This is a genomic window from Kitasatospora cathayae, assembly GCF_027627435.1.
In the GTDB taxonomy this organism is placed as follows: Bacteria; Actinomycetota; Actinomycetes; order Streptomycetales; family Streptomycetaceae; genus Kitasatospora; species Kitasatospora cathayae.
In genome coordinates this window covers 8,398,162-8,424,871 of the sequence record NZ_CP115450.1, presented here as the reverse complement: position 1 = coordinate 8,424,871, position 26,710 = coordinate 8,398,162, and the positions used below count along the sequence as shown (strand labels likewise).

Here is a 26,710-nt window from a genome sequence, read left to right as displayed (position 1 = left end):
CTCAGCCCCGCCTCGAGCAGCCGCGCGACCGTTGCGGCCGGCCACTCCCAACCGCGGTCCTCCCCCGCTCACAGGACCTCGGCCTCGTACTGACCCGCGGTGAACCGAAGCTTTGGCAGGGTGTGGTCCTGATTGGCCGGGTCACGCCAGCCCTCCCAGACAACGTGCTCCCCGGCACGCCTGACCGTCAGGTACAGGGAGCCACAGCACTCCTCCACGCCACACCCGGACCAAGCGATACGAGTCTCGTGGGGTGTCGCAGTGGCATGCAACGGCCCGTCCCGGCCCAACAGATACCGGGGGCCTACTCCCAGATACCGGGAGCCTCCCACGCCACCGGGGAACACGTCGGCCAGCAGATCCCGGCCATTGACGATCGGGCGGACCTCCACGCCACCCTCGTCGGGCGTTGGGCAGGTGATGCTCAGGCCGAGAAGGTCCGGTTCCATGGTCATCGGCCGGTGATCGCGGAGCCGACGACAGCTGTCATGTGAATTCGCGCAGGAAGTCGGCCGGGCCGACTTCCTGCGCAGGAGGTGCCGAGGCCACCGAACCAACCGCCTTGGCGGGCCGCCCGGGCGGTGTGGTGCTCGGGGGCAGGGCGGCAGGGCGGGGTGGCCCGGGAGGGCGGGGAGCGGCGGGAAGGAATATCGTCCGACTTCGTCCACCGTGTCGATCCGCGGCCGCGCCGTTCGACCTTGGGGTGGAGAGGGTCGGCAGGCGACCTTGTTCGAGGAGTTCGAGGAGGCTGAGATGGCGAAGTACATGCTGATCATGCGGGGCACGGACGAGTCCGTGGCGAAGATGATGGAGACGCCGTTCGAGGAGATGCTCGAGACCGTGGGGCGCTTCAACGAGGAGCTGATCCGGGCCGGCGTGCTGGTGGCCGCCGAGGGGCTGGACGACCCGTCGCAGGGCGTGGTCGTGTCCTTCGACGGAGAGGCCCCGGTGGTCACGGACGGCCCGTACGGGGAGACGAAGGAGCTGTTCGGCGGCTTCTACCTGATCGACGTCGCCTCGAAGGAGGAGGCCGTCGAGTGGGCCAAGCGCCTGCCGGCGTTCCCCGGGTCCAAGTGCGAGGTGCGCCGGGTGCCGGGCATCGAGGAGTTCCCGCAGGACAACGAGTGGATCGTCAAGGAGCGGGCCTGGCGCGAGCGGACCGGCCAGCTGTGATGTCCCCCGCAGCCACCGACGGCCCGCCGGGCGCCGAAGCCGCCCGGCGGGCCGTCGAGGCCGTGTGGCGGATCGAGTCCGCCCGGATCATCGGCGCGCTGGCCCGCTACACCGGCGACTTCGCGCTCGCCGAGGACGTCGCGCAGGAGGCGCTGGCGCAGGCCCTGGTCAGCTGGGAGCGCGACGGCACGCCGGCCAGCCCGGTGGGCTGGCTGCTGGCCACCGCCCGGCGCCGGGCCATCGACGCCTTCCGCCGCGCCTCGGCGCTGGACGAGCGGTACGCCGCGCTCGCCGGCCCGCTCGCCGAGGGACAGTTCAGCACCGGCGGCTCGGGTGCACCGCAACAGCCGGACGACCTGCCGTGGGACCCGGACCGGGTCGACGACGACGTCCTCGCCCTGATGTTCACCGCCTGCCACCCGGTCCTCTCCCCCGAGGCCCGGGTGGCGCTGACCCTGCGCGTGGTGGGCGGCCTGTCCAGCGAGGAGATCGCCCGGGCGTTCCTGGTGCCGGTGCCCACCGTCCAGGCCCGGATCACCCGGGCGAAGAAGACCATCGCCGCCGCGCACGTCCCCTTCGAACTGCCCCCGCCACAGGAGCGGCACGCCCGGCTCGGCGCCGTCCTGAGCGTCCTGTACGTGATCTTCACGGAGGGCTCGACGGCGACCGCCGGCGAGGACCTGCTGCGCCCCGACCTCGCCCACGAGGCCGTACGGCTGGCCCGCACGCTGGCCGCCCTGCTGCCCGCCGAACCGGAGGTGCACGGGCAGCTCGCCCTGTTCGAGCTCACCGCCGCGCGCTTCCCGGCCCGCACCGGAGCGGACGGGCAGGCGGTGCTCCTGGAGGACCAGGACCGGCGCCGCTGGGACCGCTCCGCGATCCGCCGCGGACTGGCCGCGCTCGGCCGGGCCGCGAGCTCGGGACGGGCCCTGGGGCGGGGCCTGGGCCCGTACGGCCTGCAGGCCTCGATCGCCGCCTGCCACGCGGTGGCCCCTTCGGTGACGGAGACCGACTGGGAGCGCATCGTGCTGCTCTACGAGGCGCTCGGCCGCCTCGCGCCGTCCCCGGTGGTCGAGCTCAACCGGGCGGTGGCCGTCGCCATGGACCAGGGGCCGCAGCCGGCGCTGGCCCTGGTCGACGACCTGGCCGTCTCCGGCAAGCTGTCCGGCTCGCACCTGCTGCCGGGCGTGCGCGGCGAACTGCTGGCCCGCCTCGGCCGCACCACCGAGGCCCGGGCCGAACTGGAACTCGCCGCCCGGCTGTGCCGCAACGCCCGCGAGCGGGCCGTCCTGCTGCGCAAGGCGGCCGCACTGGATGCCGACGGGTGATCGCCCGGCCACACAGGGGGCGCGAGGCCTGCACCTACCGCACCGCGGGGCGCGGCGGCCCCGCCGCACGCGGACGCGCCTGACCCCACCCGCGCCTGACCGATGGCCGCCGCCGGGGTCCGGCGGGAGACTGACCGTGGGGGCCGAGGCACGGTGGGAGCGCAGCGATGGGCGGTGGGCGGACTCTTGCCGAGGTGATCGCCGCCGACGGGCCGCTGGCGCCGCGCGAGGCGGCCCGGGTCGGCGCCCAGGTCCTGGCCGCGCTGGTCCAAGGGCACCGCTCGGGGCTGGTGCACGGGGGCGTCGAGCCGGGCCGGGTGGTGCTGGAGCGGGGGCGGGCGGAACTCGCCGCGTTCGGGCCCGCGCCGTTCGAGGGCTCCCCCGCGTACCGGGCGCCCGAGCGGGCCCAGGGCCGTCCGCCCGGTCCCGAGGCGGACCTGTGGTCGCTGGGCGCCACGCTCCACGCGGCCGTGGAGGGGCGGGCCCCGGAGGCGGGGCAACCGGCCGAGGCGCCTCGCGCCGGTCCGCTCGCGCCGGTCATCGCCTCGCTGCTGCGCGCGGACCCGGCGCAGCGGCCGGGTGCGGAGTGGACCGGGCACATGCTGGACCGGGTCGCGGCGGGCTTCACGGTCGGCCCGGCGACGGCCGCGGCCCTGCCGGGCCGGGAGCCCGCCACGGCACCGGCGGCCGCGGGCGGGCGGGCTGCGGCGGCGCGCCGGCCCGGGGTGGTGATCACGGTGGTGGTCCTCGCGCTGGCGCTGGTCGGCGGGCTGGTCTTCCTGCTGGCCGGCCGCGGCACCCACCACCGGCCGAGCGTCACGGCCCCGGTCACACCGCCGTCGGCCACCGCCCCGGCGACACCCGCGACCCCGACACCCGAAACACCCACGCCCGCGACCCCGACACCCGAAACACCCACGCCCACAACCCCGACACCCGAAACGCCCACGCCCGCGACCCCGACACCCACGCCCGCGACCCCGACACCCACGCCCACGCCCGCGACCCCGACGCCCGCGACCCCGACACCCACGCCCGCGACCCCGACGCCCCAGGCACCCACCACCCCGCCGCAGACCCCCGCGCCCGCGGTGCCCTCCGGCTACGTGCGCACCGACGACCCGGCGGGCTTCAGCTTCGCGCTGCCCACCGGCTGGACGCGCACCGACAACGGCATGGGCGCCGGCGACTACTCGCCGGACAACGGCGGCCACGTGCTGCGCTTCACCCTGATCCCCAACCCTTCCGGCCAGGCCCCGATCGACGGCTTCCGCCAGATCGAGCAGTCGCTCACCCAGCAGGGCGGCTACACCCGGATCGACCTGCGCGCCAACACCTTCCAGGGCAACCCCGGCGCCTACTGGGAGTTCACCTTCGGCCCCTCCCATCTGGGCGCCCAGTCCTTCCTCGCCCCGAACGGCACCGAGTACACCGTCTACCTGTCCACCCCCGACGCCGACTGGGCCTCCTACCAGCCGGTCCTGACCACGGCGCTGAACACCCTGACGATCCCTTAGGGTCGGAGCTCCTCGATCCGGCGCCCGTCCACCCAGGCCGACCAGCCGTTGGCGCAGACGATGTGCGCCCAGTCCCCGGCCCGTTCCAGGATCTCCAGTTCCACCCTGGCGTCGATCCTGGTGACGGCCTGGAGCGACGGGTCGGGCGCGGTCCAGGCGGACATGCCGCCGGAGGGGACGCGGTGGGTGGGCCGGAAGGCGGGCCCGGCGGGCGGGCCGGGGGCCGGGGGCGCGGGCGGGCGGCTGAGCGGTTCGCTCCCCTGCGCCGGGACCACCACCGTCACCGGCTCCGGCTGCGGCTGCGGCTCCGGTCCCGGCTGCGGGCGGTAGACCTCCTCGGGCAGCGTCAGCTCCGGGATCGGCCGCAGGAACTCGTCGGCCAGGTTGCAGGCCTCCACGACGCCCAGTGCCCGCAGCCCGAAGCGGACGGCCAACCAGTCCTCGCGGGCCCGGGTGAGGCCCTGGCTGACCAGGGCCCACACGGTCGGCTCGGTCACCACGAACAGCACCATGTCCTCCTGCGCGACGGGCCGGCCCCCCTCGTGGCCGACCACCTGGACGTCGTGCAGGGCGAGCAGGCTGATCCAGGTGAACAGGGTGCCCGCGAAGGTCGCCAGGGTGAGCCCGGGCTCGTAGGCCGGCGGATCGCCGGCTCCGGCCCGTTCGAGGTATCCGGCCTCCTCGTAGCGGCGCAGCTCCCGTTCGGCGACGGCGGCGGTGACCGGCGGCAGGGTCACGCCGCAGCGGCCTGCGGGGTGCAGCTGGGCGGCGAACAGTTCGGCGACGGCGTGGCTGATCCAGCGGCGGTCGGCCACCCGCAGGGCGTCCTGCTGGGCTTCCAGGAGGTCCGTGACGCTGACGGTGACCGGCTGCGGCTCGGTGCGCCGTGCGGCGAAGGAGCGGAAGAAGACGGTCTTGTAGGCGTCGACCAGTACCAGCAGGAAGGCCAGTTGCTCGGCGGTCAGTTCCTCCTGCGGCAGCGGCATCGGCTGGCCGCTGGAGAACTGCACCTGGAGCTGCACCCACCAGGCGAGGTCCTGCGACGCGAACGGGGCGAGCAGCTCGTACTCCCCGTCCAACCGGGGCCGCAGGCCGACGAAGACGGACTCGCAGCGGTGGGAGGCGTAGAGCCGGCACTGGGTGGGGGCGCTGTTGAACAGGGCGCTGCGGGCGTCCACGACGCGGTCGGGGACGGCGAGCGGGAGCAGTGCCATCCGTACGACGGCGGGGGGCAGCCCGGTGAACTCCCGGAGCAGTTCGTCGGCTTCCCGGACCGGTCCGGTCGCGTCCGGGTCCGCGTCCGGGTGCGGGGCCGGGGCGCACAGGTCGGTCAGTGGTGACAGCGGGCTGGGCTCGGGAAGGTCCAGATGCCGTGCCAGCGGGGCGAATTCGGCCCGGCTGAGGCGGATGGTGCGGGCCAGGCCGCCCGGCGAGGGGGTGTCGGGTGTCGTCGCAACGGTGGCTTCGGTGTCCATGGCTCACGTTCCTTTTGCCGGTTCGTCCGCGGGCGCCTGGCCCGAGGCGATGCCCTTGGCGACGTTGCCGGCCTGCCCGCCGGCCGCCTGCGCGAGGTGGCCGCCGAGGTCGCCCGGGCCGGGGCCGGGCAGCGTGCGGAAGGCCGGTTGCAGCGCGCCGTGTCCCTGGACGAAGGCCGACAGGTTCGAATCGACCTGCTGGGCCAGGCCGTTGATGGAGGTGCCGAACTTCTGCCGGGAGAGCATCTCCATCTGCGTGGGGGTGTAGACGCCCTTGCCGCAGTCGCCCAGGAAGGACTTCATGTCCAGGACCCGCTGGTAGGCGGCGGGGTCCGCGCCCTGGTAGTAGTACATCATCGGTTCGAGCTTGGTCTTGATGTCCTTTTCCACGCCCCGGGCGGTCTCCTGCAGGGCGCTGCCGGGGCTCAGTTCCTTGGGGTTCATGTACGTCTTGTAGGTGGTCACCGATCCGGTCTGGGCGGCCCACTTGGGGTCGGGCGGGTAGCCGAGGGCGTCGTTCTTGAGCACGGGCAGGTCTTGGTAGGCCTCCGGGTGCTTGCTCTGGGTCACGGACTGCAGTGCCTTGTCGGCGTCCTGGCCGCCGGTGGCGTCGGAGTACGCCTTCTTGTAGGCGGCCTGGAAGTCGTCGTTGGCCTTGGACGGGCTCACCGGCACGCCGTTGTGCTCCAGTTGGGAGGTGCCCTTGAACTGTTTGAGCTCCTCCAGCAGGTCGTCGGCCCGCAGGGAGGTGGGCGGGGCCTTCTCCAGCTGGGCGAGGGTCTGGCGGTAGGCCATCTGGTTGAGGGCCAGGTCGCGGTCCATCCCGACGGTGCCCATGCTCTTGGCGTTGCGCAGGTCGATCAGGTCGCCGCTGGTGAGGGGCCGTCCGCCTCTGGTGTAGCCCTGGGCGTTGAGGGCTGCGACGGTGTCCTGCTGGGCCTTCGTCAGGACCGGGTTGAGGGCGTCGGCGTATTCCTTCTGGATTTCCTTGGGGACGGTCTTCAGGGTGGCCTTGGCCTGGTAGTCGGAGTTGATCGCGATGGCCTTCTGCTGGAGTGCCTTCTGCGCCGCGGCGATCTCGTCCGCGCTCGCGCCCTGTGCTTTGAGGGCGCGCAGGTCGCCGGCCATCCGCTGGAACTCGTCCGCGGCTTTCTGTCCGGCGGCCTGTTCGGCGCGGTAGGCGGCGTCGGTGGCGGCGGTGGCGGTGGGGACCGGGCCGGGGGGTGGCTGGCCGCCGTGCAGCGCGCTCAGGGTGGAGGTCTCCTTGACGGCGTCGGTGGCCGCGGGGCCGATGTTGTTGATGCCGAGCGAGTGCAGTCCGACGGCGTTGCCGAGGTCCTGGACCATGGCGAGCGCGATCGTGCCGCGGCCGGCCTGGGGGGCGGGGCTGTTGGGGTCGATGACCTGGCCGATGGTGGCCTGGTAGGCGGCCTGGAGGGTGTTGATCGGCAGCACGGCGTTGGCGGCGCCGAGCAGGGCCTTGCCGAGGCCGCCCTCCTCGTAGCCGACGCCGAAGCCCTGGACGGCGTTGCGTCCGACCATGAACGCCCCGAGCTGGGCGGCGCCGGCGGCGGTCAGCGGCACGGCGAACGGGGCCAGCACCATCTCGGCGGCGATGGCGGCGTGCTGCCAGCCGACGGCGGCTGCCTCGTGTTCCTGGGCCGCGATCGAGTCCAGTTCGGCGGCGGCCGCATCGGATTCGTTGCGGCCCTGGGCCTGGGTGAGCAGGGCGTTGGTCATCTGCCGCAACGCACCGGCGGTGTCGGCGCCCGGGGTGCCGTTCTCGATCTGCTGCAGCACCCGGTTGGCCATCTCGAACTGGCCGGGCGGCAGGTGGTCGATCAGGTTGCTGAGGTAGTTCTCGCGGGCCTCGGTCGCGTCCAGCTGGTGGAGGTAGTCGGTGTAGTCCTTGTCCCGCTGGGCGCTGGCGGCTTTGAGCTGGTCCATGCCGGCGTCGCGGACCGCCTCCCGGGCTTCCAGTCCCTTGGTGTTGGCGTCCTGGAGGTTCTTCTCCAGGTCCGTGAGGGTCTTCAGCTGGTCGGGGGTGAGGCCCTTGGCCGGGTCGACGTCGTCTTGCAGGTCGTGCAGCCGCTGCCAGTAGTGCGTCGGGTTGTTGTCGGGGTCGGGGTCGTAGTAGTTGGCGTCGCTGAGCGCCCGGAGCCGGTCGCGGATCGCCTGGGCCGGGTCGGGCGCGGGCGGCGGCGCGGGGGCGGGGGGCTGGTCGGGCGGGGAAGGGGGCTGGTCGGGTATGCCCCGGGCGTCCCCGCTGGGGCCTTCGTCCAGCGGCTGGGGGCCGGGCGGCAGGGCGGGCAGGACCGGCAGCGGTGGTATCGGTTCGTCCGGCGGCGGCAGGGCCGGGAGCACTCCGGCGTCCACCGGGAAGTCCGCCGATGCGCTGGGCAGGGTCAGGGCCGGGTCCGCCATCCCCTGCGCGTGGCGCCAGTTGAGGTACTGGTTGAACTCGGCGTCGGTGGGCGGATCGGTGAAGCCGGGGTGGGTGGCGCGCCAGCGCTGGAAGGCCGGGTCGTCCAGCAGCCCCTGGATCCAGTTGTTGATGGCCTGGCGGTCGCCGGGCGGCGTGCCGGGCTGCGGCTGCCAGGGCGGCTCGCCGCCGTCGCCCGGTCCGCCGGTGTCCGGTCCGAGGGTGCCCGGTGGGCCGGCCAGGGCGCCGGCGAGGTGTCCGAGGTAGGAGCCCAGGATCCCGCCCGCGCCGGCCGCGGCCGCCCCGGCCGCGGCGTAGCGCAGCACCGTACTGGTGCCGGTGCAGGTCAGCCAGGGCTCGCCCCGGAGCTTGCATTCGAGCGGTCCCCCGTCGTCGGCGTGGGCCGGGACGGCGTCGGTGAGCCCGTGCCAGGCCAGCACGGCGCCGACGAGCAGCACCACGCAGGCGGTGGCGGGCGGACGCGCGCCGGTGACGGAGATCAGGACGGCGGCCAGCGCGAGGGCTGCGGCCAGGGCGTACTTGACCGGGCCGTCGGTGACGAACGAGGCGACGATCAGCGAGGCGGCGGAACCCAGCAGGCCCACCGTCATCCCGGTGACGCCGGTGACGCGGTGGTGGCGGGTCGGGGCGATCTGCTTGACCAGTGCCGACCAGATCCGGCGCAGGAACGTCGACACGATGCTGCCGAGCACGGTCGGTGCGCCCGCGAGCACGCCGAGGGCGAGCACCGCCCCGGCCGCGGGCGCGATGATCTGGGCGGCCAGCAGTGCGATGGCCGCGCCCCACAGCAGGTGGACGCCGGCCGCGCGGTCGCCCCGGACCATGGCGGCCAGTGTGCTCGGCAGGGCGCGCAGGTCGGCCAGGAAGCGGGTGGTGCCCACCGCGTGCCAGTAGCCGAACACGCCGAACAGCACGGTGGTGAGCAGGCCCCAGAACAGCGCGCCCTGGAAGAAGTTGCCGTGAGAGGTGGCCGGCGCCCCGTGCGGCACCTTGCGCCAGCCGCCGTAGCGCACGGCGATCAGGAAGACGTTCACGACGTAGCCGATCACGCCGCCGACCACCGCCCCGGTCACGGCGGACCACAGGTGTTCGCGCAGCCACCCGGGCAGCTGCCGGGCGACGTCGCCGATGGTGGGGACGCTCTGCGGGGCCGTGGTGGTGGTCATCTCAGCGTTCCGTCCGGTCCACGATCACGAAGCCGCCCGCGTACGGCTGGGCGGAGGTGCGCACCCGTAGCACGGCGTTGCCCGCGGAGGCGAAGCAGGCCGTGGTGGTGCGCCCGGCCTCCAGTCGGGGGGAGGCGACGGCGGCGGGCAGGGTGTACGGCACCGTGTCGCCGTTGTGCAGGCTCACGCAGCCGTGTGCGGGCACCCGCAGGTACTGGGGGTGGAAGCGTGCGTCCAGGACCAGGGCGCTGGGGCCGGGGGCGACCCGCTCTCCGGCCCGTACGGGTGCCGGGGTGGTGAACGGGCGCTGCCAGAGCGCCAGGACCAGCAGGACGGTCAGCAGCGCGCAGGCGGTGGGGTGCGGGCCGATCTCGCGCAGCCGGCGCGCGGTGCGTGCGGGGTCGGCGGCCAGCAGGCCCAGCGGTGCTCCGTAGGCCAGGTGCCCGGCGTAGGCGATGGCGATCAGCGCCGGGCCGCGCAGGGCGTAGACGCCCGCGACGGGCGAGGCCACCACCAGGGTCTCGATCATCAGGCCCCAGGCCAGGGCCCACTGCCAGCGTCGGCCGGAGGCGATGACGGCGTAGCTGATGCCGAAGCCGATGCCGTTGGAGAAGTGGAACGCCCAGCCGAGCAGCCCGGTGCGCGGGCTGGAGGAGGCCGCCCCGAGGGCGAGCACGCCGTAGGTGTCGATCGGGGCGAAGAGCCGCAGGCCGACCAGCGCGAACGGCACCCGGACCAGGTCGTAACCGAGGGTGCCGATCAGGCCGCCGACCGTCCCGGCCACCAGGGCGCGGTGCAGGCGCAGCCGGTGCGGGCGGCGGGCGCTCCACGCGCCGAGGGCGGTGAGCAGTGCCAGGCTCGGCACGGTGAGGCACCAGAACCAGAGGGCGAACGGGGCCAGTGCGTACGCCCAGGCCAGGACGGGGGTGACGGGCAGGAGTCCGAGAATCGCGCACAGCGCCGCGACACCTCGCCCACCGGGCCCGGCGGGGGCCCGGACCACTGGACTGCCCACGGTCGAGGTGTGCTGCTCTCCTCGGGCCCGCCCTGGCATTTCGGGGTTCCGATCCGACCTTCTCCTGCCACGATTCCACCGGCGCGTGACCGAGGGCAACCGTTGACGCGGGGCGGTTGGTGGCGCGGAGCGTCGGTGGCGCGGGGTGTCGGTGGCGCGGGGCCATCGGTGGCGCGGGGCGGCCGGCGGCGCGGGGTCAGTCAGAGCTCCCACAGGCGGATGGTGCGGTCCGCGCTCGCCGAGAGCGCGCGTCGGCCGTCCGGAATGAAGGCGAGGGCGTTGACGTTGCCGGTGTGGCCCTCGTAGCGGGCCAGTTCCCGGCCGTCGCCCGGGTCGACCAGGCGGACCCGGTTGTCGACGCCGAGGGTGGCGAGCAGGTCGGCGTCGTAGTGGTCGGTGCCGCTGCCGGTCAGCAGCCGTCGGCCGTCCGGGGCCACCGCCAGGCAGCGCAGGTTGCCCGTCCCGACCTCGAAACGGCCCGTCTGGGCGCCGGTGACCGGGTCCCACACGTGCAGCAGGCCGTCCATGGTGGTGGCGACGAGCAGGGCGCCGTGGACGGCGAAGCCGACGGCGGTGACCGCGAACAGCTCCTCGCCGAAGCGGCGCAGTTCCGTGCCGCCGTCCAGGTCCCACAGCCGCACCTGGTCGGCGCCGGGGTCGTACTGGGCGCAGCCGGACAGCAGTTGTCGGCGGTCCGGGGAGAACGCGACGGCGGTGACGTCCGCGGTGTGTCCCGTCAAGCGGCGCAGCTCCTGGCCGGTGGCCGGGTCCCAGCAGCGTACGGTGTGGTCCCCGCAGCCGGTCGCCACCAGGCGTCCCTCGGGGGAGAAGACCGCGGCGAGGCAGCCCTGCTGCTGCCCGGCGAGGCGGCGCAGTTCGGTTCCGGTGCCGGTGTCCCACAGGATGGCCGGGCCCCAGACGCCGCCGGACACCGCGAGGCGGCCGTCCGGGGACAGGGCCGCGCACTGCACGCCGTCCTCGTGCGCGGTCCAGTGCCGTAGTTGCGTCCCGGTTTCCAGCTCCCACAGCCGCAGCGTGTGGTCCTCGCTGCCGGACAGCAGCAGGCGTCCGTCGCGGGAGAGGGCGAGGCAGGTCACCGCCGCCGTGTGGCCGGTCAGCACGGTCGCCTCGGGCGGCGGGCCCGGTGGCGGGCCGGGCGGTGGGCCCGGTGGCGGGCCGGGCGGCGGGCCCGGGGGTGGGCCCGGCGGCGGGGTCGTGTTACCTGGCATGTCGGCGCTCCGGCGCGGGGCAGGGGGCCCGCCGTTCCCGGGGCCGGGTGCGGGCTCCCGTGGGCGGGGAGGTCGGGGACGGCCCCGGGGGTCGGCGGCTCAGCCGCTCAGCTCTGGGGGCGGCGGCCGTGGTTGGCCCCGCGCCTGGCCCGGGCCTTCTTCTTGCGGCGGCGCTTGGACGACATGGCGACTCCTCTCGCGGCTTTCGCAGCCAGGACCCCCGGTCTTCCACCGTTCCACAACCGGCCCGCCCCGGCCCGTCGAGCACCTCGGCATCGCCAACATCGCCACCACCAGCACCGGGTACCGGGCGGCCGGGCGCGGCCTGAACCGGCACCGCAAACGCCAACTCGACCTGCGCAAGAAGCTCCAGGCCAAGGGCACCAAGTCCGCCAAGCGCCTCCTCAAGAAGCGGGCCCGCAAGGAAGCCCGGCACGCCGCCAACGTCAACCACATCGTCGCCAAGACCATCGTCACCACCGCTGAACGCACCGGCCACGGAATTGCCCTGGAAGACCTCACGGGCATCCGCGACCGGGTACGGCTCCGCAAGGACCAGCGGACCACTGTGCACTCGTGGAGCTTCCACCAGCTCGGCCAGTACATCGCGTACAAGGCGCGCCGGGCCGGGGTGCCGCTGGTGTACGTCGACCCGGCGTACACCAGCCGGCGATGCTCCCAGTGCCACCACATCGACCGGAAGAACCGCGTCGACCAGGCAACGTTCGCGTGCCGCTCCTGCGGGAGCGCCATGCACGCGGATATCAACGCGTCCCGCAACATCGCCTGCAAGGGCGAGGTCGTGTGGATCGCGGGGCGTGAGTCACGCGTCCCAGCCACCGCAACCTAGGTGGCACAGACGTGGGAGGCCACGCGACAGCCAGCCGCGCCCTACCCACAAGCCCGGTCCTTCAGGGCCGGGTCAAGTTGACGGTGGGCGCCGTGTTGCCCGCCGCTACCTGTCGACCGGCGCCCTGCCGGTGGCCGATGTGACCTGCTGAGGGCCGGGAGGCGGTCGGGGTGCCCGCCGACCCGGCCGCCCTCCCTCACTGGCCCACCCGGCCGTCCACGCACTCGCGCAGCAGGTCGGCGTGGCCGCAGTGGCGGGCGTACTCCTCGATGCGGTGCAGTTGCAGTTCCCGCACCGCGATCCGCTGCTTGCCGAGCCGCTCCCCCAGGTCCGGGTGGGCGGCCAACTCGGCGTCCAGTGCGGCCTGTTCGCGTTCCAGGTCCTGCCAGGCGGCCTCGACGGCGGCGGGGTCGGCGACCGCGCCGTCGAAGTCCGCGTCCCGTGCGCCGTACAGCTTGGGCAGCGGCTGACCGTCGGTGATCCAGTTGCGCCAGCCGCGTTCCACCTGCGCGAGGTGGCGCACCAGCCCGAGCAGTGACATCGTCGAGGGCGGCACCGAGCGGCGGGCCAGCTGCTCGGCGTCCAGGCCTTCGCACTTCATCCGCAGGGTGAGGCGGTAGTTGGTCAGGTAGTCGGCGAGGGTGGCCGGTTCGCCGTCCGGGGAGGGTCCTTCGCTGTTGCGCGGGTCCTGGTCCGGGTCGGCCCACATGTCGGGGTGGACGCTTGCCTGGGTCCATCGCTCGGGTCGCTCGTTCATACCGGCATGCTCGCCCGCCGCCTCCCGTTGCCGTCAAAGGGTTTTGTGCCCCCTCCCCCGGCTCGGTCAGCTGCCTGCCGCCGCCTGCAGGAAGGGGGTGAAGGCGGCCACGGCGGGTGCGAGGCGCCGGCCCTTGCGGGTGGCGGTGCAGACGTGGCGGACGGGGGTGTCCTGGGGGTGGAGCGGGATCAGGGTGATGCCGGGGTGGCGGGCGGCGAGGGAGGGGATGAGGGTGGGGCCCAGTCCGGCGGCGACCAGGCCGAGTTTGGCGGTCCAGGCGCCGACGGCGTACTCGATGCGGGGCTGGAAGCCGCTGCGGACGCAGGCCGCGAGGAGGGTGGACTCGGGGTGGCGGCTGGCGGCGATCCAGGGCTCGTCGGCGAGTTCGGCCAGCCGCAGGCGGCGGCGGTCGGCGAGGCGGTGGTCGCGGGGTAGGGCGACCAGGACCGGGTCCTCCAGCAGCGGCTGCAGGTCGAACTGTTCGGTGTCGTAGGCGTCCTGGGAGTAGTCGGCGACGACGGCGAGGTCGATCGTGCCGTCGGCGAGCCGCTCCAGCAGGGCGGCGGTGAGTCCTTCGGTGAGGGTGGTCTCCACCTGTGGGTGGGCGGCGCGGAAGGCGGCGAGGGCGCTGGGGACGAGTTCGGCGTTGGCGCTGTCGAAGGCGCCCATCCGCAGGCGTCCGGCGCCCAGTTCGGTCAGGGCGACGAGGTCGCGGCGGGTGGTGTCGAGGCGCTCCAGCAGGGCTTCGGCGTGCGGGAGCAGGGTGCGTCCGTGCTCGGTCAGCCGCACCCCGCGGGCCAGGCGGTCGAACAGCGGGGTGCCCAACTCGGCTTCCAGGGTGGCGATCTGGCGGGAGATCGCGGACTGGGTGTAGCCGAGCCGCTCGCCCGCGGCGGTGAAGGAGCCCAGGTGTGCGACGGTGCGGAAGACGTCCAGCCAAGCCATGTCCATTCCGCATGACTACCATGCCGGACATTCGCTTGTCGCCTGGATCGGGGCTGCCTAGCGTGGCGGCCATGGAAAAGATCGCCTTTCTGGGCCTGGGCCGGATGGGGCGGCCGATGGCCCGTCGCCTCGCCGCCGCCGGCTACCCGCTGACCGTCTGGAACCGTTCCCCGGGCCGCGCCGAGGGCCTCACCGAGGCCGCGAGCCCGGCCGAGGCCGTCGCCGGGGCCGGCATCGTCGTCACCATGCTGTCCGATCCGCAGGCCGTGGCCGAGGTCGCCGGGCAGTTCACGCCCGATCTGGCCCCGGGCACGCTGTGGATCGACATGTCCTCGATCGGCCCGCGCGCCGTCGCCGGCCTGCGCGCCCGACTGCCGCACGGCGTCGCCCTGGTGGACGCCCCGGTGGTCGGCAGTGTCGGCCCGGCGGCCGCCGGCGAGCTGGGCGTCTACGCGGGCGGCGAGGACGCCGACCTGGACCGCGCCGAGCCCCTCCTTTCCCACCTGGGCCGGGTGCGGCGCTGCGGCGGCCCGGGCGCGGGAGCGGCACTGAAGGTCGTGGTGATCGGCGGGATCGTCGCCTCGGTCGCCGTACTCGCCGAAGTACTGTCGGTGGCAGGGGAGTTGGGCGTGGCGCAGGAGGCGGCGCTGGAGGTGCTGTCGAGCGGTCCGCTCGCGGGGGTGGTGGCCCGGGCGCGCACCACGACCTCGGACTTCCCGGTACGGCTGGCCGCCAAGGACCTCGCCCTGGCGGGCGAGCGCCCCCTGCTGTCGGCGGCCCGGCAGGTGCTGCTGGCGGACCCGTCGATCGCGGAGCGGGACCTGTCGGCGGTGGTGGGGGCGCCGCGGGTGGGTTAGCGGGCCGACCGGCCTGCGCGGGCCGACCGGGCCCGCCGGGAGGATCCGGGCCCGCTGGGAGGAACGCCGAGGAGGAACGTCCAGCCCTCGAGCGGGGTGCGGCGGGCGGCTTGGTGGCCGGCGCCGATGGTCGGGCCCGCACGGCGTACGGTGACATCCTCCTCCGGCTGGAGCCGGAGGATTCCAACCCTCGCGGGTCGGGTCTTCTGCTTCACGGCCGGTTGCCGACCTGGGGTTGCCGGCGAAGGGACGGTGCACCGCCCATCGGTCTCACACCAGCTCCACAGACCTGACTTCCCGCCAGCCCGGCGGTAGGCCCGGCCGGCTCTTCTCGCCGATCGGGCACCAGAGATGCTACCGCCCGTGCCGAGGTGACTACGGGCGGCTACTGGGCGACGGTCCGCCTTGACGGCGAATCGTCGTCACCTGTCCTGCTCCGCAGGAGGACCGTTTCTCCCCCGCAAGCGGGGGGAACCCCCGCCCCCGGCCTTGGGTTCTAACGGTCGTCGCAACACCCGAGCTCAAGGTGTGCGATGGAGTTCGAGATCCGTAGGGACCGGAAGCCGCAGGGGCCCAGGAAGCTCCGTGTCGAGCGGGAGGAATACTTCCGGCTCGTGCAGCAGGGCTACAGCAACACAGAGGCGTCCCGGCTCGTGGGAGTTCACGAGCGGACCGGCCGTGAGTGGCGCCACGGCCGGCCCGAGGGCCGCGTGAAGAGGCCGAGGCCGCCCGCGCAATCCGCGCGGGCGGCCGCTCCCTCGCCACCCGGGCCGTCCCGGTACCTGCGCGAGGACGAACGCATCCACATCGCCGACCGGCTGCGGGAGAAAGCCACCGTCCGCGCGATCGCCGCCGAACTGGGCCGCAGCCCCTCCACGGTCAGCCGCGAGATCCGGCGCAACCGCCACCCGGGCAGCGGCACTTACCGGCCCCACGCCGCGCAGGCCCGCGCCGACGCCCGCCGGCCACGCCCCAAGCCCGCCAAGATCGCCCGCAACCGGGAACTGCGGGACTTCATCCAGCAGCACCTGGACGTGAAGTGGAGCCCGGAACAGATCTGCCAGGCTCTACGGGACACCTTCCCCGAGCGGCCGGAGATGCACGTGGCCCACGAAACCGTCTACCAGGCCCTCTACATCCAGGGCCGCGGCGAACTGCGCCGCGAGCTGGCCGGCGCCCTGCGCACCGGACGCGCCCGCCGCGTCCCCCACCGCCAGGCCAACTGCCGCAGGCCGCGCTTCATCGACCCGATGGTCATGATCAGCGAACGCCCGGCCGAGGTCGAGGACCGAGCCGTTCCCGGCCACTGGGAAGGCGATCTGATCCTCGGCAAGGACAACGCCTCCGCCATCGGCACCCTCGTCGAGCGCCACACCCGCTACGTGATGCTCCTGCACCTGCCGAACGGCCGCACCGCCGAACACGTGCGCGACGCCCTCGTCGCCACCGTCCAGACCTTGCCCGCTCACCTGGTGCGATCGCTGACTTGGGACCAGGGCTCCGAGATGGCCTCGCACGGCTCGTTCACCCTCGTCACCGGCGTCCCCGTCTACTTCTGCGACCCGGCCAGTCCCTGGCAGCGCGGCTCGAACGAGAACACGAACGGCCTGCTCCGGCAGTACTTCCCGAAGGGCACCGACCTGTCCGCCCACACCCCAGAGGACCTGGTCCACGTTGCCGCCGAACTCAACGGCCGCCCACGCAAAACGCTCGGCTGGGAAACCCCAGCCGAGCGCCTGCATAAACTCATCGCGGCCTAGACAACCGACCACGTGTTGCAACGACCCCTAGAAACCGCCGGCTGAAGCCGGGGGTATCCACGGAGGTATCAGATGACCGCCGCTGTGGTGCCGGCCGCGGTGGCCCGGCTGTCCGTGCCCGCGCAGGCCGCCTGCGCGGTCGACGGCTTGACGGTGCCGCAGATCGGGCCGCTGTCCCGGACCCGCTGAACGCCCCGGCCGGCCGCCGCCCCGACGACCCCGAACTGGTCGGCTCCGCGCTCGCGTTCGACACCGTGGTGGACGAGACGAGCTTCGTGGCCGGCCCCGCCCTGGCCGGGGTGCCGGCCTGGGCGGTGCCCCCGGCGGCGGGCCTGGTCTGCGCCGCGGCACTGATGGCGGTCTTCGGCACGCTGTTCGCGCCGGCCCCGCCGGCTCCCCCGGCGGCGGCGCGCACCACGGCGTCCTGCGGGCGGTGGCGCCGCGGCTCGCTGCTGGTGCTGCTGGCCGTGACGGTGCTACAGGGCGCGCTGTTCGGCGCCACCAACACCGGCGTGCAGCACCTCGCCCGGGGCGACGCGGGCGCCGGCCGCCTGGTCTGGTCGGCGATGGGCGTCAGCAGCGCGGCCGCCGGTTTCCTCCTGACGTCCTTCTGCGCGCGTTTCGACCAACGGCGCGGCTGCGTACGGCCCTGGCGGTGCAGGCGGGGCCCTGTCGCTGCGCGGCGGGCGGCCTGGCCCTGCTGCCGGCCCTCGCACCGGTCCGTCCCCGGCGCTACCGGCCGCACCGGGCACCCGCACCGCGGCACCGGGCGACCGCCCCGTCGGCCCGAGGGCCATCCCGAGCACGGCCCCCAACCCGCCGCACCCGTCAACCGCTGAGCCGGAATTCACCCGATCAGGGGGGCTGGTGTGCACGCCGGGGCAGGCGCCACGTAGCGTCGTCACCGCATACGAAGCAGGGCCGGGGAGGGCGACGGGAGTGCAGGTCATGAGGGTTGGACGGGCCGCCGCGGCACTGGCACTGGCCGCGGTGCTGCTGGTGGCGACGGCGTGCGATACACCCCCGTCCGACAGCAACAGCGACCAGGCCGCCCAGGCCGCCCAGGCCGACGAGGCCGACGACCAGGCGGGCCAGGCCGCGCAGGATCCCGACGGCCGTCCGCTGGCCCTGGTCTACCGCGGCCCGGCGGCCTGCGACGGCTGCCCGGAGGCGGCCCACGACATGCTGGAGCACGACGGCTTCGCGGTGCGCTACATCGGGCCCGCCGAGCGGACCCGCTTCGGCCCGGACGCGCTGTCCGGCGCCGCGCTGTACGTGCAGCCGGGCGGCACCAACGGGCAGGAGGTGTCCACCGCGTGGCGCGAGCTGCAGCGCGACCCGGACTTCTCCCCCGAGCTGGTGCGCGCCTACGTGCGCGGCGGCGGGCACTACCTGGGCCTGTGCATGGGCGCCTACCTGGCGGGCCGGGAACCGGGCTACGGCCTCCTGCCCGGCGACTCCGGCCAGTACATCAGCTCCCCGGACGCCACCGTCACCGACGAGCGGGACCACCTGGTCGACGTCAGCTGGCGCGGGCAGCCCAAGAGGATGTACTTCCAGGACGGCCCCTACTTCGACGTGAACGGCCCGGGCACGGAAGTACTGGCCCGCTACACCAACGACCGGGCCGCCGCCGTGGTCGCCTCCTACGGCGCGGGGCGGGTGGCGGTCAGCGGCCCGCACCCGGAGGCGCCACCGGAGTGGTACCGCGACTACGGCCTGCCGGACGAGTCGCCGACCGGCCTGGCCCTCGGCGAGGACCTGCTGCACACCGTTTCAGTCAACTGATCAGAAGTGGGTCTTGGACCCAGGTCTGATCACCGCGTGCATCCCGAACGGTGGTGGATGCCCGACTGGTCGCCCGCGTTCTCATGGCCCCCGCCCGGGCACGTGCATCGTGTGCACGGTCCGTGACGGGGCGGCGGGTTCCCCCACGCCCCCGGACACCCGGTCCTGCCCGGACGGTCCGATGCCCACGACGATCACTCCGGTCCTCGCGGGACGGCGCCGTCCGTCGCCGGACCGGGTGCCCGACTCACCGTCAGCGGACAGGAACCAGCGCGACGCCTCCCACCATTCCCGCCACCGGGCCTCGGTCAGGTTCGCCGCCGCCAAGTTGTGCCGGGCGTTCAGCAACTTCCGCCCGCCGCGCACCACCCGCACACGACCGGCCTCACCATCGGCCCGGACAGCCGCCTACCCGTCCTCCAGCGCCGCGAGCCTGCGGGACTTGACGAACCACTCCCGCCTGGACCGGTAACCACCGGGCACCCGCCCGCTGCCCTTGTGCCCGACCGGCAGCGACAGCCGGTGGCGCGGCATCCGGATGCCCGCCTCCAGCGAATCCGGGTGCGCGGCCTGCCCGCGACGCGACAGTTCCCACTGGTCATGCGTGGCCTTCGTGACCGAACCGGCCCAGCACGACGACGACTCCACGGTCAGGTCACGCTTGCGCGCCGCCCACCTCTCCTTACCGCCGTCCGCGCAGCGCGCCTTCAAGTCCTTCGACGCCAAAGCCCCCAGGTGCCCGCCGACCAGCCGCAGCACCCTCCCGTCCTCAGACGTGAGGCCCCTGAGACGCTCCCGGACCGTCACACCCGACGGGCGAGGGCGACGAACGGCCCGTCGATCCGCCGGAGCGTCTTCTTCGGCCCGGTCACGTCATCCCTCCTCCCCGTCAGAGCCACCACCCTCACCCACACCACACTGTCGTCTCATCGATCCAACACAGCGGCATCGAAGACAAACCCATGAACACATATGTGCCCTGAAACGGTCTCAACCCCAAGCAGTTCACCAAGCCCCGCCAGCCCGCCGACGCCCTGACCCCCACCTCGCCCCCGGACCCCGGGCCCCGTTCCCCCACCGCCGCCGGCGCCCTACCCTGCGTCCCATGGACGGACACCGGGAGCCACCCTTCGACCCGGCGGCCGAACTGGCCCGCATCCGCGCCGCCACCGACCGCCTGCTGCGCACCGCCGCCCGCCTGAGCGACGCCGACGTACGGGCGCCCTCGCTGCTGCCGGGCTGGTCGCGCGGGCACGTGCTGACCCACCTGGCCCGCAACGCGGACGGCGGCCGGCGGCTGCTGACCTGGGCCCGCACCGGGGTGCGCACGCCGGAGTACCCGGGCCCGGCCGAACGGGAGGCCGAGATCGAGGCGGGAGCCGGGCGCGGCGCCGCCGAGCTGCTGGCCGACCTGCGCGCCAGCGCGGCCGCCTTCGAGGCCGAGTACCGGCGGATGCCGCCCGGCGCGTGGCGGCACCCGGTGCGGTGGATGCGCGGCCAGGAACGGCCCGCCTCCCAGGCGGCGCACGCGCGGCGGTGCGAGGTGCTGGTGCACCACGTGGACCTGGACGCCGGGTTCACCCCCGCCCAGTGGCCGCCGGACTTCACCCGCGCCATGCTCGCCCGGGTCGCGGCGGCCTTCGCCGCCCGCCCGGACACCCCCGCCGTACGGCTGCGCGCCACCGACACCGGCGCGGCCCACGACCTCGGCGCGGCGGGCCCACGGGCCCCGCTGGCCCGGGCCCCGCAGCACGTCCTGCTGGCCTGGCTGATGGGACGCGCCCCGGCACCCGGGCCGGGACTGCCCGAGCCGCCCTTCCTGTACTGACCCGCGCGCGTTCGCTCCCGCACCGCCGCCGCCCGCACTAGTGCACCCCTGGCGCACCCCGCCGGGCCGCCCGCCTGCGCAAACGCCCTCCCCCACGCCCCGGCGCCGCCCCCGCCCCCCCTAGTGCACTAGTGCATCAATTCCAAGTAATCGCAGGACAGGGCTTGTTGAGCCTCTCGCGTACGGCGTACGGTACGGGCGTGGAGAACACCGACATCCTCATCTCCGGCGCCGGCATCGCCGGCCCCGCCCTCGCCCACTGGCTGCGCCGCCACGGCTTGCGCCCCACCGTCGTCGAGCGGGCCCCGCGGCCGCGCCCCGGCGGGCAGGCCGTCGACCTGCGCGGCGCCGGACGCACCGTCATCGAACGGATGGGCCTGATGGAACGCGCCCGCGCCCTGTGCGTGGAACAGCGCGGCATCGCCCTGGTCGACCGCCGCGGCCGGCACACCGCCCGGATGCCCGTCGAGCTGTTCGAGGGCGAGGGCATCGTCTCCGAGCTCGAGATCCTGCGCGGCGACCTCGCCGGCCTGCTCCAGGAGGCCACCGACGGCGTCGAGTACCGCTACGACGACACCGTCACCGCGCTGGCCGAGGACGCCACCGGCGTCACCGTCCACTTCGAGAACTCCCCCGCCCGCCGCTTCCACCTGGTCATCGGCGCCGACGGGCTGCGCTCCGCCGTACGCCGGCTGGCCTTCGGCCCCGAGCAGGACCACTACCGCCCGCTCGGCGGCTGCCACTGCTGGTTCACCGTCCACGACCCGGCGCTCGCCCGCACCCTGGACGGCTGGTTCCTGATGTACAACGCCCCCGGCGGGCTGGTCGCCACCGCCCGGCCGGGCCGGCTGCCCGGCGAGGTCAAGGCCTCCCTCGGCCTGCGCCGCGCCCCGCTCACCGTGGAGCGCAGCGACGCCACCGCCCAGCGCCGCCTGCTCGCCGAGCGCTTCGCCGGCGCCGGCTGGGAGGTGGAGCACCTGCTCGCGGGCATGGCACGCGCCGACGACTTCGCCTTCGGCTCCTTCGGCCAGATCCACCTCGAGCGCTACAGCCGCGGGCGCGTCGCCCTGCTCGGCGACGCCGGCTACAGCCCCAGCCCGCTCACCGGCCTGGGCACCAGCCTCGCCCTGGTCGGCGCCTACCTGCTCGCCGGTGAACTCGCCGCCGCCGCAGGCGACTTCACCACCGCCTTCGCCCGCTACGAGGAACTGATGCGCCCCTACGTCACGCGCGCCCAGGAACTGCCGCCCGGCGGCGTGAGGGGCTACGCCCCCGACAGCGCCCTGATGATCCGCCTGCGCGCCGCCTCCATGCGCTGGATGGGCCGCTGGCCGCTGCGCCCCATCCTCGCCGCCCAGTTCGCCAAGGCCGGCGACATCACCCTGCCCGACTACCGTTCCTGAGCTTGCCGGCCATTCCTGGCCGACCCGCCACAATCCGGACACCGGGGTCCGGTGCCCCGCGAACGGTCTTCGGGGGCGCGGGGCCGGGGCCATGCCCGGCGTGCACGCGCCTCGCCCGCCGGTGCGGTGCGCGGCATCCTCACAGGTGCGGGGTTCATCCCCGCCGGCCCTGGGCGCCGTTCGGGCCCGCCGGGCAGCTCTCTCCACACGACCTCTCCGGTCGTGCGCAGTCACACCAAGGCGACAGCAGCCCGGACGCCGGAGCCACGATCCTCAACCAGGCTGCAGCGCACCGTCGTTCACCCATGGGTGAACAGGCGGCCGGCAACGGCCCACAACCGAATCAACAGTCGCCAACCCGCTGCCCGCCCGCACCGCCTGAGCCCGCCCCCGTCCCCCGGCCTCCCCCGGCCCGCGGCCCCCGGCTTGCACCTCACGCGACGTCAGGAGGAATGCTCGTGCCATGCACTCCTGCGAAGAACAGACCTGGAAGGTCGGCCCGCTCGCCGAAGCCAGCGGACTGACCGTACGCACCCTGCACCACTGGGACCAGATCGGCCTGCTCCCCCCCTCCCGGCGCACCGCCTCCGGCCACCGCGCCTACACCGAGCACGACCTCGTGCGCCTCTACCAGATCCTCGCCCTGCGCCGTCTGGGCCTGGGCCTGGAGACCATCGCCACCTGCCTGGACGCCGGCATCGACCCGCGGCGGCTGGTGCGCGAACACCTGGCCGCCACCGAAGCCTCCCTCACCGCCCTGCACACCCTGCGCGAACGCCTCGAGCACCTGCACACCGAACTCGCCGCCGAACGCGCCCCCGGCACCGCCGACCTGCTGCGCCTGGTCCAGGCCGTCGGCGCCACCGCACCGGCCGCCGACGAGGTGCTGCGCCGCCACCTCGACGACGACCAGCTGCACGCCCTCGCCGACCACGCCGCCGCCCTCGGCCCCGCCGCCCACTACCTGCTGGAGGTCGAATGGCCCCAGCTCTACCGCCGCGCCGAAGCCCTGCGCACCGCCGGCACCGACCCCGCCGACCCCCGGGTGGGGCGCATCGCGGCCCGCCTGGACGAACTCTCCCGCCTCTTCAGCGGCGGCGACACCACCCTGTCCGCCGCCGTGCGCGCCGCCTGGCGCGAGGACCCGGCCGCCCTCTCCGGCGACCCCACCACCCCCGCCGACGCCTGGGCCCCGCTGCACGCCTTCCTCGACCAGGCCCGCGAGGTGTCCCGGTGACCGATCCGATGCCCCACCACCCGCGCCTGCGCATCAGCCTGCTGAGCACCCTGCCCGTCCTGGCCGTCGCCGCGCTCCTCCTGCCCCCGCTCGCCCTGGCCGGCCTGCTCCCCTGGTCCCTGCTGCCCACCGTGGTCCTGGCCCAGGGCGTCCAGGCCTGGCTGGTCTTCCGCCGCCTGGGCCGCGCCCCGGCCACGCCCTGAAACCGGCCCGCCGGCCCGGGGCGGGGCCCCCACCGGGGGCACGGACGCCGGCCCACCAGCGCGGCTGCCGTCCCGGCTCGCCCAACCGCCCCGCCGCCCGCACGGGCCGGGTAGGACGGGTCGGCGCGGGAGGGGCCAGGGCCGGGCGGGCGGACGCCGACCAGGGCCACGGAAACCAGGCCACCACCCCGGAGCGTGCCGGCAGGGCTCACCCGGCTCACCCCAACCGCCCGGGCCGCGCCCCGAACACCGCCCCGGCCACAAGACGCCCCAGGACGGGCCGGCGCGGGGCGGGCCGGCGCCGACCGGGGGCCACGGGAACCGGACCGCCGCCCCGCACCCTCGCCCAGGACGCTGGCGACCCGGCCCTCTCCAATCGCCCGGCGCCGCGCACCGGCCAAGCCCGGCCACCGCCCCCAGCACCCCGACTGCCGCCCCGGCCGCGTACCGCAAAGGGCCGATGCGATCAGCGCGCCCCCCTTGCCACCCGCTCCCGTTCGTCCGGCCCGCGCACGGGAGCGCCGGGCAACAGCGCGCCCCTCCCCGGGGGGCCGGGGAAGGGGGCGCAGCAGAGCGAATGGCTCCGGGGGCGCAGCCGCGTGCCGGCCGGTGCCTGGGGGGCGGCCCGGCCGGGTGCCGATACGGCGTCAGGTGCCGGGGCGGTGCCCGGGGGCGCAGCCGCGTGCCGGCCGGTGCCTGGGGGGCGGCCCGGCCGGGATGGCGATGCGGTGTCAGGTGGCGGGGCGGTGCCCGGGGGCGCAGCCGCGTGCCGGCCGGTGCCTGGGGGGGTGGCCCGGCCGGGATGGCGATGCGGTGTCAGGTGGCGGGGCGGTGCCCGGGGCTACTTCGGTGTGCGGGGCTGGTTGAAGCGCAGCATGTTGCCTGCCGGGTCGCGGAAGGCGCAGTCGCGTACGCCGTAGGGCTGGTCCATCGGTTCCTGGAGGACTTCGGCGCCGGCGGCGCGGATGCGTTCGAAGGTGGCGTCGCAGTCGTCGGTGCGGAAGATGACGCCGCGCAGCAGGCCCTTGGCCAGGAGTTCGGCGGCGGCGCGGCGGTCGTCCTCGCAGGCGTGCGGGTCGGCCAGCGGGGGTTCGAGGACGATCTCCACGCCGGGTTGTTCGGGCGAGCCGACGGTGACCCAGCGCATTCCCTCGAAGCGGACGTCGTTGCGTACCTCGAGGCCGAGGACGTCGCGGTAGAAGGCGAGGGCCTTGTCGTGGTCGTCGACGGCGATGAAGCACTGGGCGAGTTCGATGCTCATGCCGGTCACGGTACGGGAGTGGGCCTCAGGTGCGCCGCAGGGGGCGGGTGCGGATCTTGGCGATGCAGGCGGGGATCGGCTCGCCGTGGGCGTGGTCGCGGGCGCGGTAGGCGCTGGGGCTCTCGCCGACCAGTTCGGTGAAGCGGGTGCTGAAGGAGCCCAGGGAGGTGCAGCCGACGGCCGTGCACACGTCGGTGACGCTCAGGTCGCCGCGTCGCAGCAGGGCTTTGGCCCGTTCGATGCGGCGGGTCATGAGGTGGTTGTACGGGGTTTCCCCGTAGGCGGCGCGGAAGCTGCGGGAGAAGTGGCCGGGCGACATCAGGGCGGTGCGGGCGAGCGCGGGCACGTCCAGGGGCTGGTCGTACTCGCGGTCCATGCGGTCGCGGGCCTGGCGCAGCCGGACGAGGTCGGCGAGAGGTACTCGGGTGGGCACGTCAGCCACCGTACCGGTCGGCGCGGACGGATCGTCCCCCGCCCGGCGGCGGTCCGCTCGCGTTGGTCGCGCCGGGCCGACCACCCTGGAGGGTGGACATCGACGCCCCCGGTACCATCGCCGCCCCGGCCGTCCCCGGCTTTGAGGGGCACGGCGCCGCCCCGCGGGCGCCGGGCAACGGGGCGGTGGCGCTGGGGGTGTTGGTCGCGACCGCGCTGGTGCTGCTCGCCCAGGCGGCCAGCGGCAGCGGTTCCCGGCTGGTGCTGCTGCTGGTGTTCCTGCCCGCGCTGCTGGCGGGGCTGGGCACGGTGGCGCAGACGGTGGCCGTCTCGGTGTGGGTGACCGGGGTGGTGGTGGTCCACTCGGCGCTGTATCCGCCGTCGGACCCGGCGGCCCGGCTGGGCATGCTGCTGGGTGTGGTCGCCGCCGAGGCCGCGGTGATCGGGCTGTGCGCGCGGCGGGTGCGGCGCGAGCGCCAGCTGTTCCGGATGCGTCAGAGCGCGGTGGCGCTGCAGCGTCAGCTGCTGCGCCCGCTGCCGGTGCGTACGGCGGAGCTGGATCTGTTCGGGCTGTACCGGCCGGTGGAGGAGGACACCCTGGTGGGTGGCGACCTGTACGACGTCGCCGAGACCCCGCACGGTACCCGGGTGCTGATCGGTGACGTGCAGGGCAAGGGGCTTGGCGCGATCGGTACGGGCTTCGCGGTGCTGAGCGCCTTCAGGGAGGCGGCGTTCCGGGAGGCGGAGCTGACGGCCGTGGCCGACGCGTTGGAGGCGGCGGTCGAGCGGCACAACGCCTACGCCGTGCAGAGTGGCGAGTTGGAGCGCTTCGTCACGGCGACGGTGTTGTGCGTGCGGCGCGGTGGCGGGGTGCGGGCGGTCGACTGTGGCCATCTGGCCCCTTGCCTGGTGCGCGCCGACGGCCGGGTGGAGCCTGTCGCGCTGCCGGGCGGGGTGCCGCTGGGGCTTGCGGCGCTGGTCGGGCAGCCGCGCGCGGTGGGGTGTTTCGGCCTGCCCGAGGGCGGGGTGCTGGTGTTGCTGACCGATGGCATCACCGAGGCCCAGGACGCCTTCGGCGCGTTCTACCCGGCCGAGCGGGGCCTGGCGGAGCTGGCCGGGGTCCCGGCGGCCGAGCTGCCCGGGGCGCTGGAGGGGCGCGCGCGGCGCTGGAGCGGCGGGCGCAGCCGCGACGACGTGACGGTGCTGGTGCTGTGCCGGGCCCCGTGAGGCCGGGGCCCCGGGCTGCGGGTCCGGTCGGGGGCGTTCTAGGGTGGCAGGCATGATCCCCTCCCCGATATCCGGCCCGGTGTCCGATCCCGACGAGGCCCTGCGGGTGCTGCTGGAGGGCAATGCCCGGTTCGTGGCCGGCAGTCCCGATCATCCCAACCAGGACGCCGGGCGGCGGGCCGCGCTCGCGCCGGTGCAGAGGCCTTTCGCGGTGCTGTTCGGCTGTTCGGACTCCCGGCTGGCCGCCGAGATCATCTTCGACCGGGGTCTGGGTGACCTGTTCGTGGTGCGCACCGCCGGGCACGTGACCGGTGCGGAGGCGCTGGGCAGCGTCGAGTACGGGGTGGCGGTGCTGGACTGTCCGCTGGTGGTGGTGCTCGGTCATGACTCCTGTGGCGCGGTGGCGGCGGCGCTGGCGTCCCTGGAGGGGGGCAGGCTGCCGGGCGGCTTCGTGCGGGACGTGGTGGAGCGGGTGACGCCGAGCGTGCTGTCGGCGCGGGCGGCGGGTATCGAGGATCCGGACGCGATCGTGGACGAGCACATCCGTCAGACCGTGGACCTGTTGCTGGAGCGTTCCCAGCTGCTGGCCTCCCGGCTGGCCGAGGGGCGGCTCGCGGTGGTGGGACTGTCGTACCGGCTGCACGACGGCCAGGCCCGTACGGTCGCCGCCCGCGGCGTGAGCTGACGGCGGCGCGAGCTGACGGCGGCGCGAGCTGACAGCGGCGCGAGCTGACAGCGGCGACGGCGGGCGACGGTGCGAGCTGACAGCGGCGGCGTGGGCTGACAGCGGCGACGGCGGGCGACGGTGCGAGCTGA

General features: G+C 74.7%; 23 protein-coding genes and 1 pseudogene. 14 read left to right on the top strand and 10 right to left on the bottom strand.

Annotated features, from left to right (window positions below; all coding sequences use genetic code 11):
- Positions 1–68 precede the first annotated feature (68 nt).
- Entirely contained in the window at positions 69–455 is a 387-nt protein-coding gene (locus O1G21_RS37705; RefSeq protein ID WP_270150180.1) for a hypothetical protein, read from the bottom strand.
- Positions 456–753: 298 nt separating this feature from the next.
- Between O1G21_RS37705 and O1G21_RS37700 the strand changes: the two genes are divergently transcribed.
- From O1G21_RS37700 to O1G21_RS37690, 3 genes are all read left to right on the top strand, one after another.
- Positions 754–1,173, top strand: a complete 420-nt coding sequence (locus O1G21_RS37700) for a YciI family protein (protein ID WP_270150178.1) — start codon at positions 754–756, stop codon at positions 1,171–1,173.
- Positions 1,173–2,501 (top strand): RNA polymerase sigma factor, encoded by a 1,329-nt coding sequence (locus tag O1G21_RS37695; RefSeq protein WP_270150177.1) that lies wholly within the window; start codon positions 1,173–1,175, stop codon positions 2,499–2,501. Before O1G21_RS37700 ends, O1G21_RS37695 begins: the two co-directional genes overlap by 1 nt.
- 167 nt (positions 2,502–2,668) lie before the next feature.
- Positions 2,669–4,018, top strand: a complete 1,350-nt coding sequence (locus O1G21_RS37690) for a protein kinase domain-containing protein (RefSeq protein WP_270150175.1) — start codon at positions 2,669–2,671, stop codon at positions 4,016–4,018.
- Here the strand turns inward: O1G21_RS37690 and O1G21_RS37685 are convergent.
- The 4 genes from O1G21_RS37685 to O1G21_RS37670 all read right to left on the bottom strand — a co-directional run bounded on the left by O1G21_RS37685 (position 4,015) and on the right by O1G21_RS37670 (position 11,238).
- The gene (locus tag O1G21_RS37685; protein WP_270150173.1) at positions 4,015–5,493 is read right to left on the bottom strand and encodes an SH3 domain-containing protein; all 1,479 of its coding nucleotides are present in this window, start codon (positions 5,491–5,493) and stop codon (positions 4,015–4,017) included. The two genes, O1G21_RS37690 and O1G21_RS37685, sit on opposite strands and share 4 nt — an antisense overlap.
- A 3-nt stretch (positions 5,494–5,496) precedes the next feature.
- A complete protein-coding gene (locus O1G21_RS37680) occupies positions 5,497–9,102 on the bottom strand; it encodes an OmpH family outer membrane protein (RefSeq protein WP_270150172.1) in 3,606 nt (1,201 codons plus the stop codon).
- 1 nt (position 9,103) lies between these two features.
- A complete protein-coding gene (locus O1G21_RS37675) occupies positions 9,104–10,117 on the bottom strand; it encodes a hypothetical protein (protein ID WP_270150171.1) in 1,014 nt (337 codons plus the stop codon).
- A 200-nt stretch (positions 10,118–10,317) separates the two neighbouring features.
- Positions 10,318–11,238: a WD40 repeat domain-containing protein gene (locus tag O1G21_RS37670; protein ID WP_270150170.1), complete on the bottom strand. Its 921-nt coding sequence runs from the start codon at positions 11,236–11,238 to the stop codon at positions 10,318–10,320.
- A 106-nt stretch (positions 11,239–11,344) separates the two neighbouring features.
- Here O1G21_RS37670 and O1G21_RS37665 point away from each other — a divergent pair, with 106 nt between their 5' ends.
- On the top strand, positions 11,345–12,196 hold the full coding sequence (locus O1G21_RS37665; protein ID WP_405000770.1) for an RNA-guided endonuclease InsQ/TnpB family protein: 852 nt from the start codon (positions 11,345–11,347) through the stop codon (positions 12,194–12,196).
- A gap of 196 nt (positions 12,197–12,392) precedes the next feature.
- Here the strand turns inward: O1G21_RS37665 and O1G21_RS37660 are convergent, their stop codons facing one another.
- Both O1G21_RS37660 and O1G21_RS37655 read right to left on the bottom strand, forming a co-directional pair.
- Positions 12,393–12,953: a DinB family protein gene (locus tag O1G21_RS37660; RefSeq protein ID WP_270150169.1), complete on the bottom strand. Its 561-nt coding sequence runs from the start codon at positions 12,951–12,953 to the stop codon at positions 12,393–12,395.
- 66 nt (positions 12,954–13,019) lie between these two features.
- Positions 13,020–13,898, bottom strand: coding sequence for a LysR family transcriptional regulator (locus O1G21_RS37655; RefSeq protein ID WP_270150168.1), 879 nt, complete (start codon positions 13,896–13,898; stop codon positions 13,020–13,022).
- A 71-nt stretch (positions 13,899–13,969) separates the two neighbouring features.
- Here O1G21_RS37655 and O1G21_RS37650 point away from each other — a divergent pair, with 71 nt between their 5' ends.
- The 4 genes from O1G21_RS37650 (at position 13,970) to O1G21_RS37635 (ending at position 18,303) form a co-directional block, all read left to right on the top strand.
- A complete protein-coding gene (locus tag O1G21_RS37650) occupies positions 13,970–14,755 on the top strand; it encodes an NAD(P)-dependent oxidoreductase (RefSeq protein WP_270150166.1) in 786 nt (261 codons plus the stop codon).
- Positions 14,756–15,288: 533 nt separating this feature from the next.
- A complete protein-coding gene (locus O1G21_RS37645) occupies positions 15,289–16,515 on the top strand; it encodes an IS30 family transposase (RefSeq protein WP_270146614.1) in 1,227 nt (408 codons plus the stop codon).
- 257 nt (positions 16,516–16,772) lie between these two features.
- Positions 16,773–17,354: a hypothetical protein gene (locus O1G21_RS37640; protein WP_270150164.1), complete on the top strand. Its 582-nt coding sequence runs from the start codon at positions 16,773–16,775 to the stop codon at positions 17,352–17,354.
- 109 nt (positions 17,355–17,463) lie between these two features.
- Positions 17,464–18,303 carry a BPL-N domain-containing protein gene (locus tag O1G21_RS37635; RefSeq protein ID WP_270150163.1) on the top strand — a complete coding sequence of 280 codons (840 nt, stop codon included), beginning with the start codon at positions 17,464–17,466 and terminating at the stop codon, positions 18,301–18,303.
- A gap of 186 nt (positions 18,304–18,489) precedes the next feature.
- Here O1G21_RS37635 and O1G21_RS37630 read toward each other — a convergent pair.
- Positions 18,490–19,175, bottom strand: a pseudogene (locus O1G21_RS37630) (IS200/IS605 family accessory protein TnpB-related protein); the annotation flags it as partial.
- Positions 19,176–19,408: 233 nt separating this feature from the next.
- Between O1G21_RS37630 and O1G21_RS37625 the strand changes: the two are divergent.
- From O1G21_RS37625 to O1G21_RS37610, 4 genes are all read left to right on the top strand, one after another.
- Positions 19,409–20,131, top strand: coding sequence for a maleylpyruvate isomerase family mycothiol-dependent enzyme (locus O1G21_RS37625; RefSeq protein WP_270150161.1), 723 nt, complete (start codon positions 19,409–19,411; stop codon positions 20,129–20,131).
- Positions 20,132–20,331: 200 nt separating this feature from the next.
- Positions 20,332–21,534 (top strand): FAD-dependent monooxygenase, encoded by a 1,203-nt coding sequence (locus O1G21_RS37620; RefSeq protein ID WP_270150160.1) that lies wholly within the window; start codon positions 20,332–20,334, stop codon positions 21,532–21,534.
- 463 nt (positions 21,535–21,997) lie between these two features.
- Entirely contained in the window at positions 21,998–22,771 is a 774-nt protein-coding gene (locus O1G21_RS37615; protein ID WP_270150159.1) for a MerR family transcriptional regulator, read from the top strand.
- Positions 22,768–22,974 (top strand): hypothetical protein, encoded by a 207-nt coding sequence (locus O1G21_RS37610; protein ID WP_270150157.1) that lies wholly within the window; start codon positions 22,768–22,770, stop codon positions 22,972–22,974. The genes O1G21_RS37615 and O1G21_RS37610 overlap by 4 nt, the downstream gene beginning before the upstream one ends.
- Positions 22,975–23,815: 841 nt before the next feature.
- On the opposite strand, the gene O1G21_RS37605 is transcribed toward O1G21_RS37610, so the two are convergent.
- Entirely contained in the window at positions 23,816–24,235 is a 420-nt protein-coding gene (locus tag O1G21_RS37605) for a VOC family protein (protein WP_270150156.1), read from the bottom strand.
- A 25-nt stretch (positions 24,236–24,260) separates the two neighbouring features.
- Entirely contained in the window at positions 24,261–24,611 is a 351-nt protein-coding gene (locus tag O1G21_RS37600; RefSeq protein ID WP_270151474.1) for a helix-turn-helix transcriptional regulator, read from the bottom strand.
- A 149-nt stretch (positions 24,612–24,760) separates the two neighbouring features.
- Here O1G21_RS37600 and O1G21_RS37595 point away from each other — a divergent pair, with 149 nt between their 5' ends.
- Together O1G21_RS37595 and O1G21_RS37590 are read left to right on the top strand one after the other, a co-directional pair.
- Entirely contained in the window at positions 24,761–25,894 is a 1,134-nt protein-coding gene (locus O1G21_RS37595; RefSeq protein ID WP_270150155.1) for a PP2C family protein-serine/threonine phosphatase, read from the top strand.
- A 52-nt stretch (positions 25,895–25,946) separates the two neighbouring features.
- Positions 25,947–26,579: a carbonic anhydrase gene (locus O1G21_RS37590; protein ID WP_270150154.1), complete on the top strand. Its 633-nt coding sequence runs from the start codon at positions 25,947–25,949 to the stop codon at positions 26,577–26,579.
- The last annotated feature ends 131 nt before the right edge of the window (positions 26,580–26,710 follow it).

Coding starts and splice junctions, on each gene's coding strand:
- O1G21_RS37705 (WP_270150180.1), bottom strand. CDS start 455: ATGACCATGGAACCGGACCTTCTCGGCCTGAGCATCACCTGCCCAACG.
- O1G21_RS37700 (WP_270150178.1), top strand. CDS start 754: ATGGCGAAGTACATGCTGATCATGCGGGGCACGGACGAGTCCGTGGCG.
- O1G21_RS37695 (WP_270150177.1), top strand. CDS start 1,173: ATGTCCCCCGCAGCCACCGACGGCCCGCCGGGCGCCGAAGCCGCCCGG.
- O1G21_RS37690 (WP_270150175.1), top strand. CDS start 2,669: ATGGGCGGTGGGCGGACTCTTGCCGAGGTGATCGCCGCCGACGGGCCG.
- O1G21_RS37685 (WP_270150173.1), bottom strand. CDS start 5,493: ATGGACACCGAAGCCACCGTTGCGACGACACCCGACACCCCCTCGCCG.
- O1G21_RS37680 (WP_270150172.1), bottom strand. CDS start 9,102: ATGACCACCACCACGGCCCCGCAGAGCGTCCCCACCATCGGCGACGTC.
- O1G21_RS37665 (WP_405000770.1), top strand. CDS start 11,345: ATGTCGGCGCTCCGGCGCGGGGCAGGGGGCCCGCCGTTCCCGGGGCCG.
- O1G21_RS37660 (WP_270150169.1), bottom strand. CDS start 12,953: ATGAACGAGCGACCCGAGCGATGGACCCAGGCAAGCGTCCACCCCGAC.
- O1G21_RS37655 (WP_270150168.1), bottom strand. CDS start 13,898: ATGGCTTGGCTGGACGTCTTCCGCACCGTCGCACACCTGGGCTCCTTC.
- O1G21_RS37650 (WP_270150166.1), top strand. CDS start 13,970: ATGGAAAAGATCGCCTTTCTGGGCCTGGGCCGGATGGGGCGGCCGATG.
- O1G21_RS37645 (WP_270146614.1), top strand. CDS start 15,289: ATGGAGTTCGAGATCCGTAGGGACCGGAAGCCGCAGGGGCCCAGGAAG.
- O1G21_RS37635 (WP_270150163.1), top strand. CDS start 17,464: ATGAGGGTTGGACGGGCCGCCGCGGCACTGGCACTGGCCGCGGTGCTG.
- O1G21_RS37625 (WP_270150161.1), top strand. CDS start 19,409: ATGGACGGACACCGGGAGCCACCCTTCGACCCGGCGGCCGAACTGGCC.
- O1G21_RS37615 (WP_270150159.1), top strand. CDS start 21,998: ATGCACTCCTGCGAAGAACAGACCTGGAAGGTCGGCCCGCTCGCCGAA.
- O1G21_RS37605 (WP_270150156.1), bottom strand. CDS start 24,235: ATGAGCATCGAACTCGCCCAGTGCTTCATCGCCGTCGACGACCACGAC.
- O1G21_RS37600 (WP_270151474.1), bottom strand. CDS start 24,611: ATGGACCGCGAGTACGACCAGCCCCTGGACGTGCCCGCGCTCGCCCGC.
- O1G21_RS37590 (WP_270150154.1), top strand. CDS start 25,947: ATGATCCCCTCCCCGATATCCGGCCCGGTGTCCGATCCCGACGAGGCC.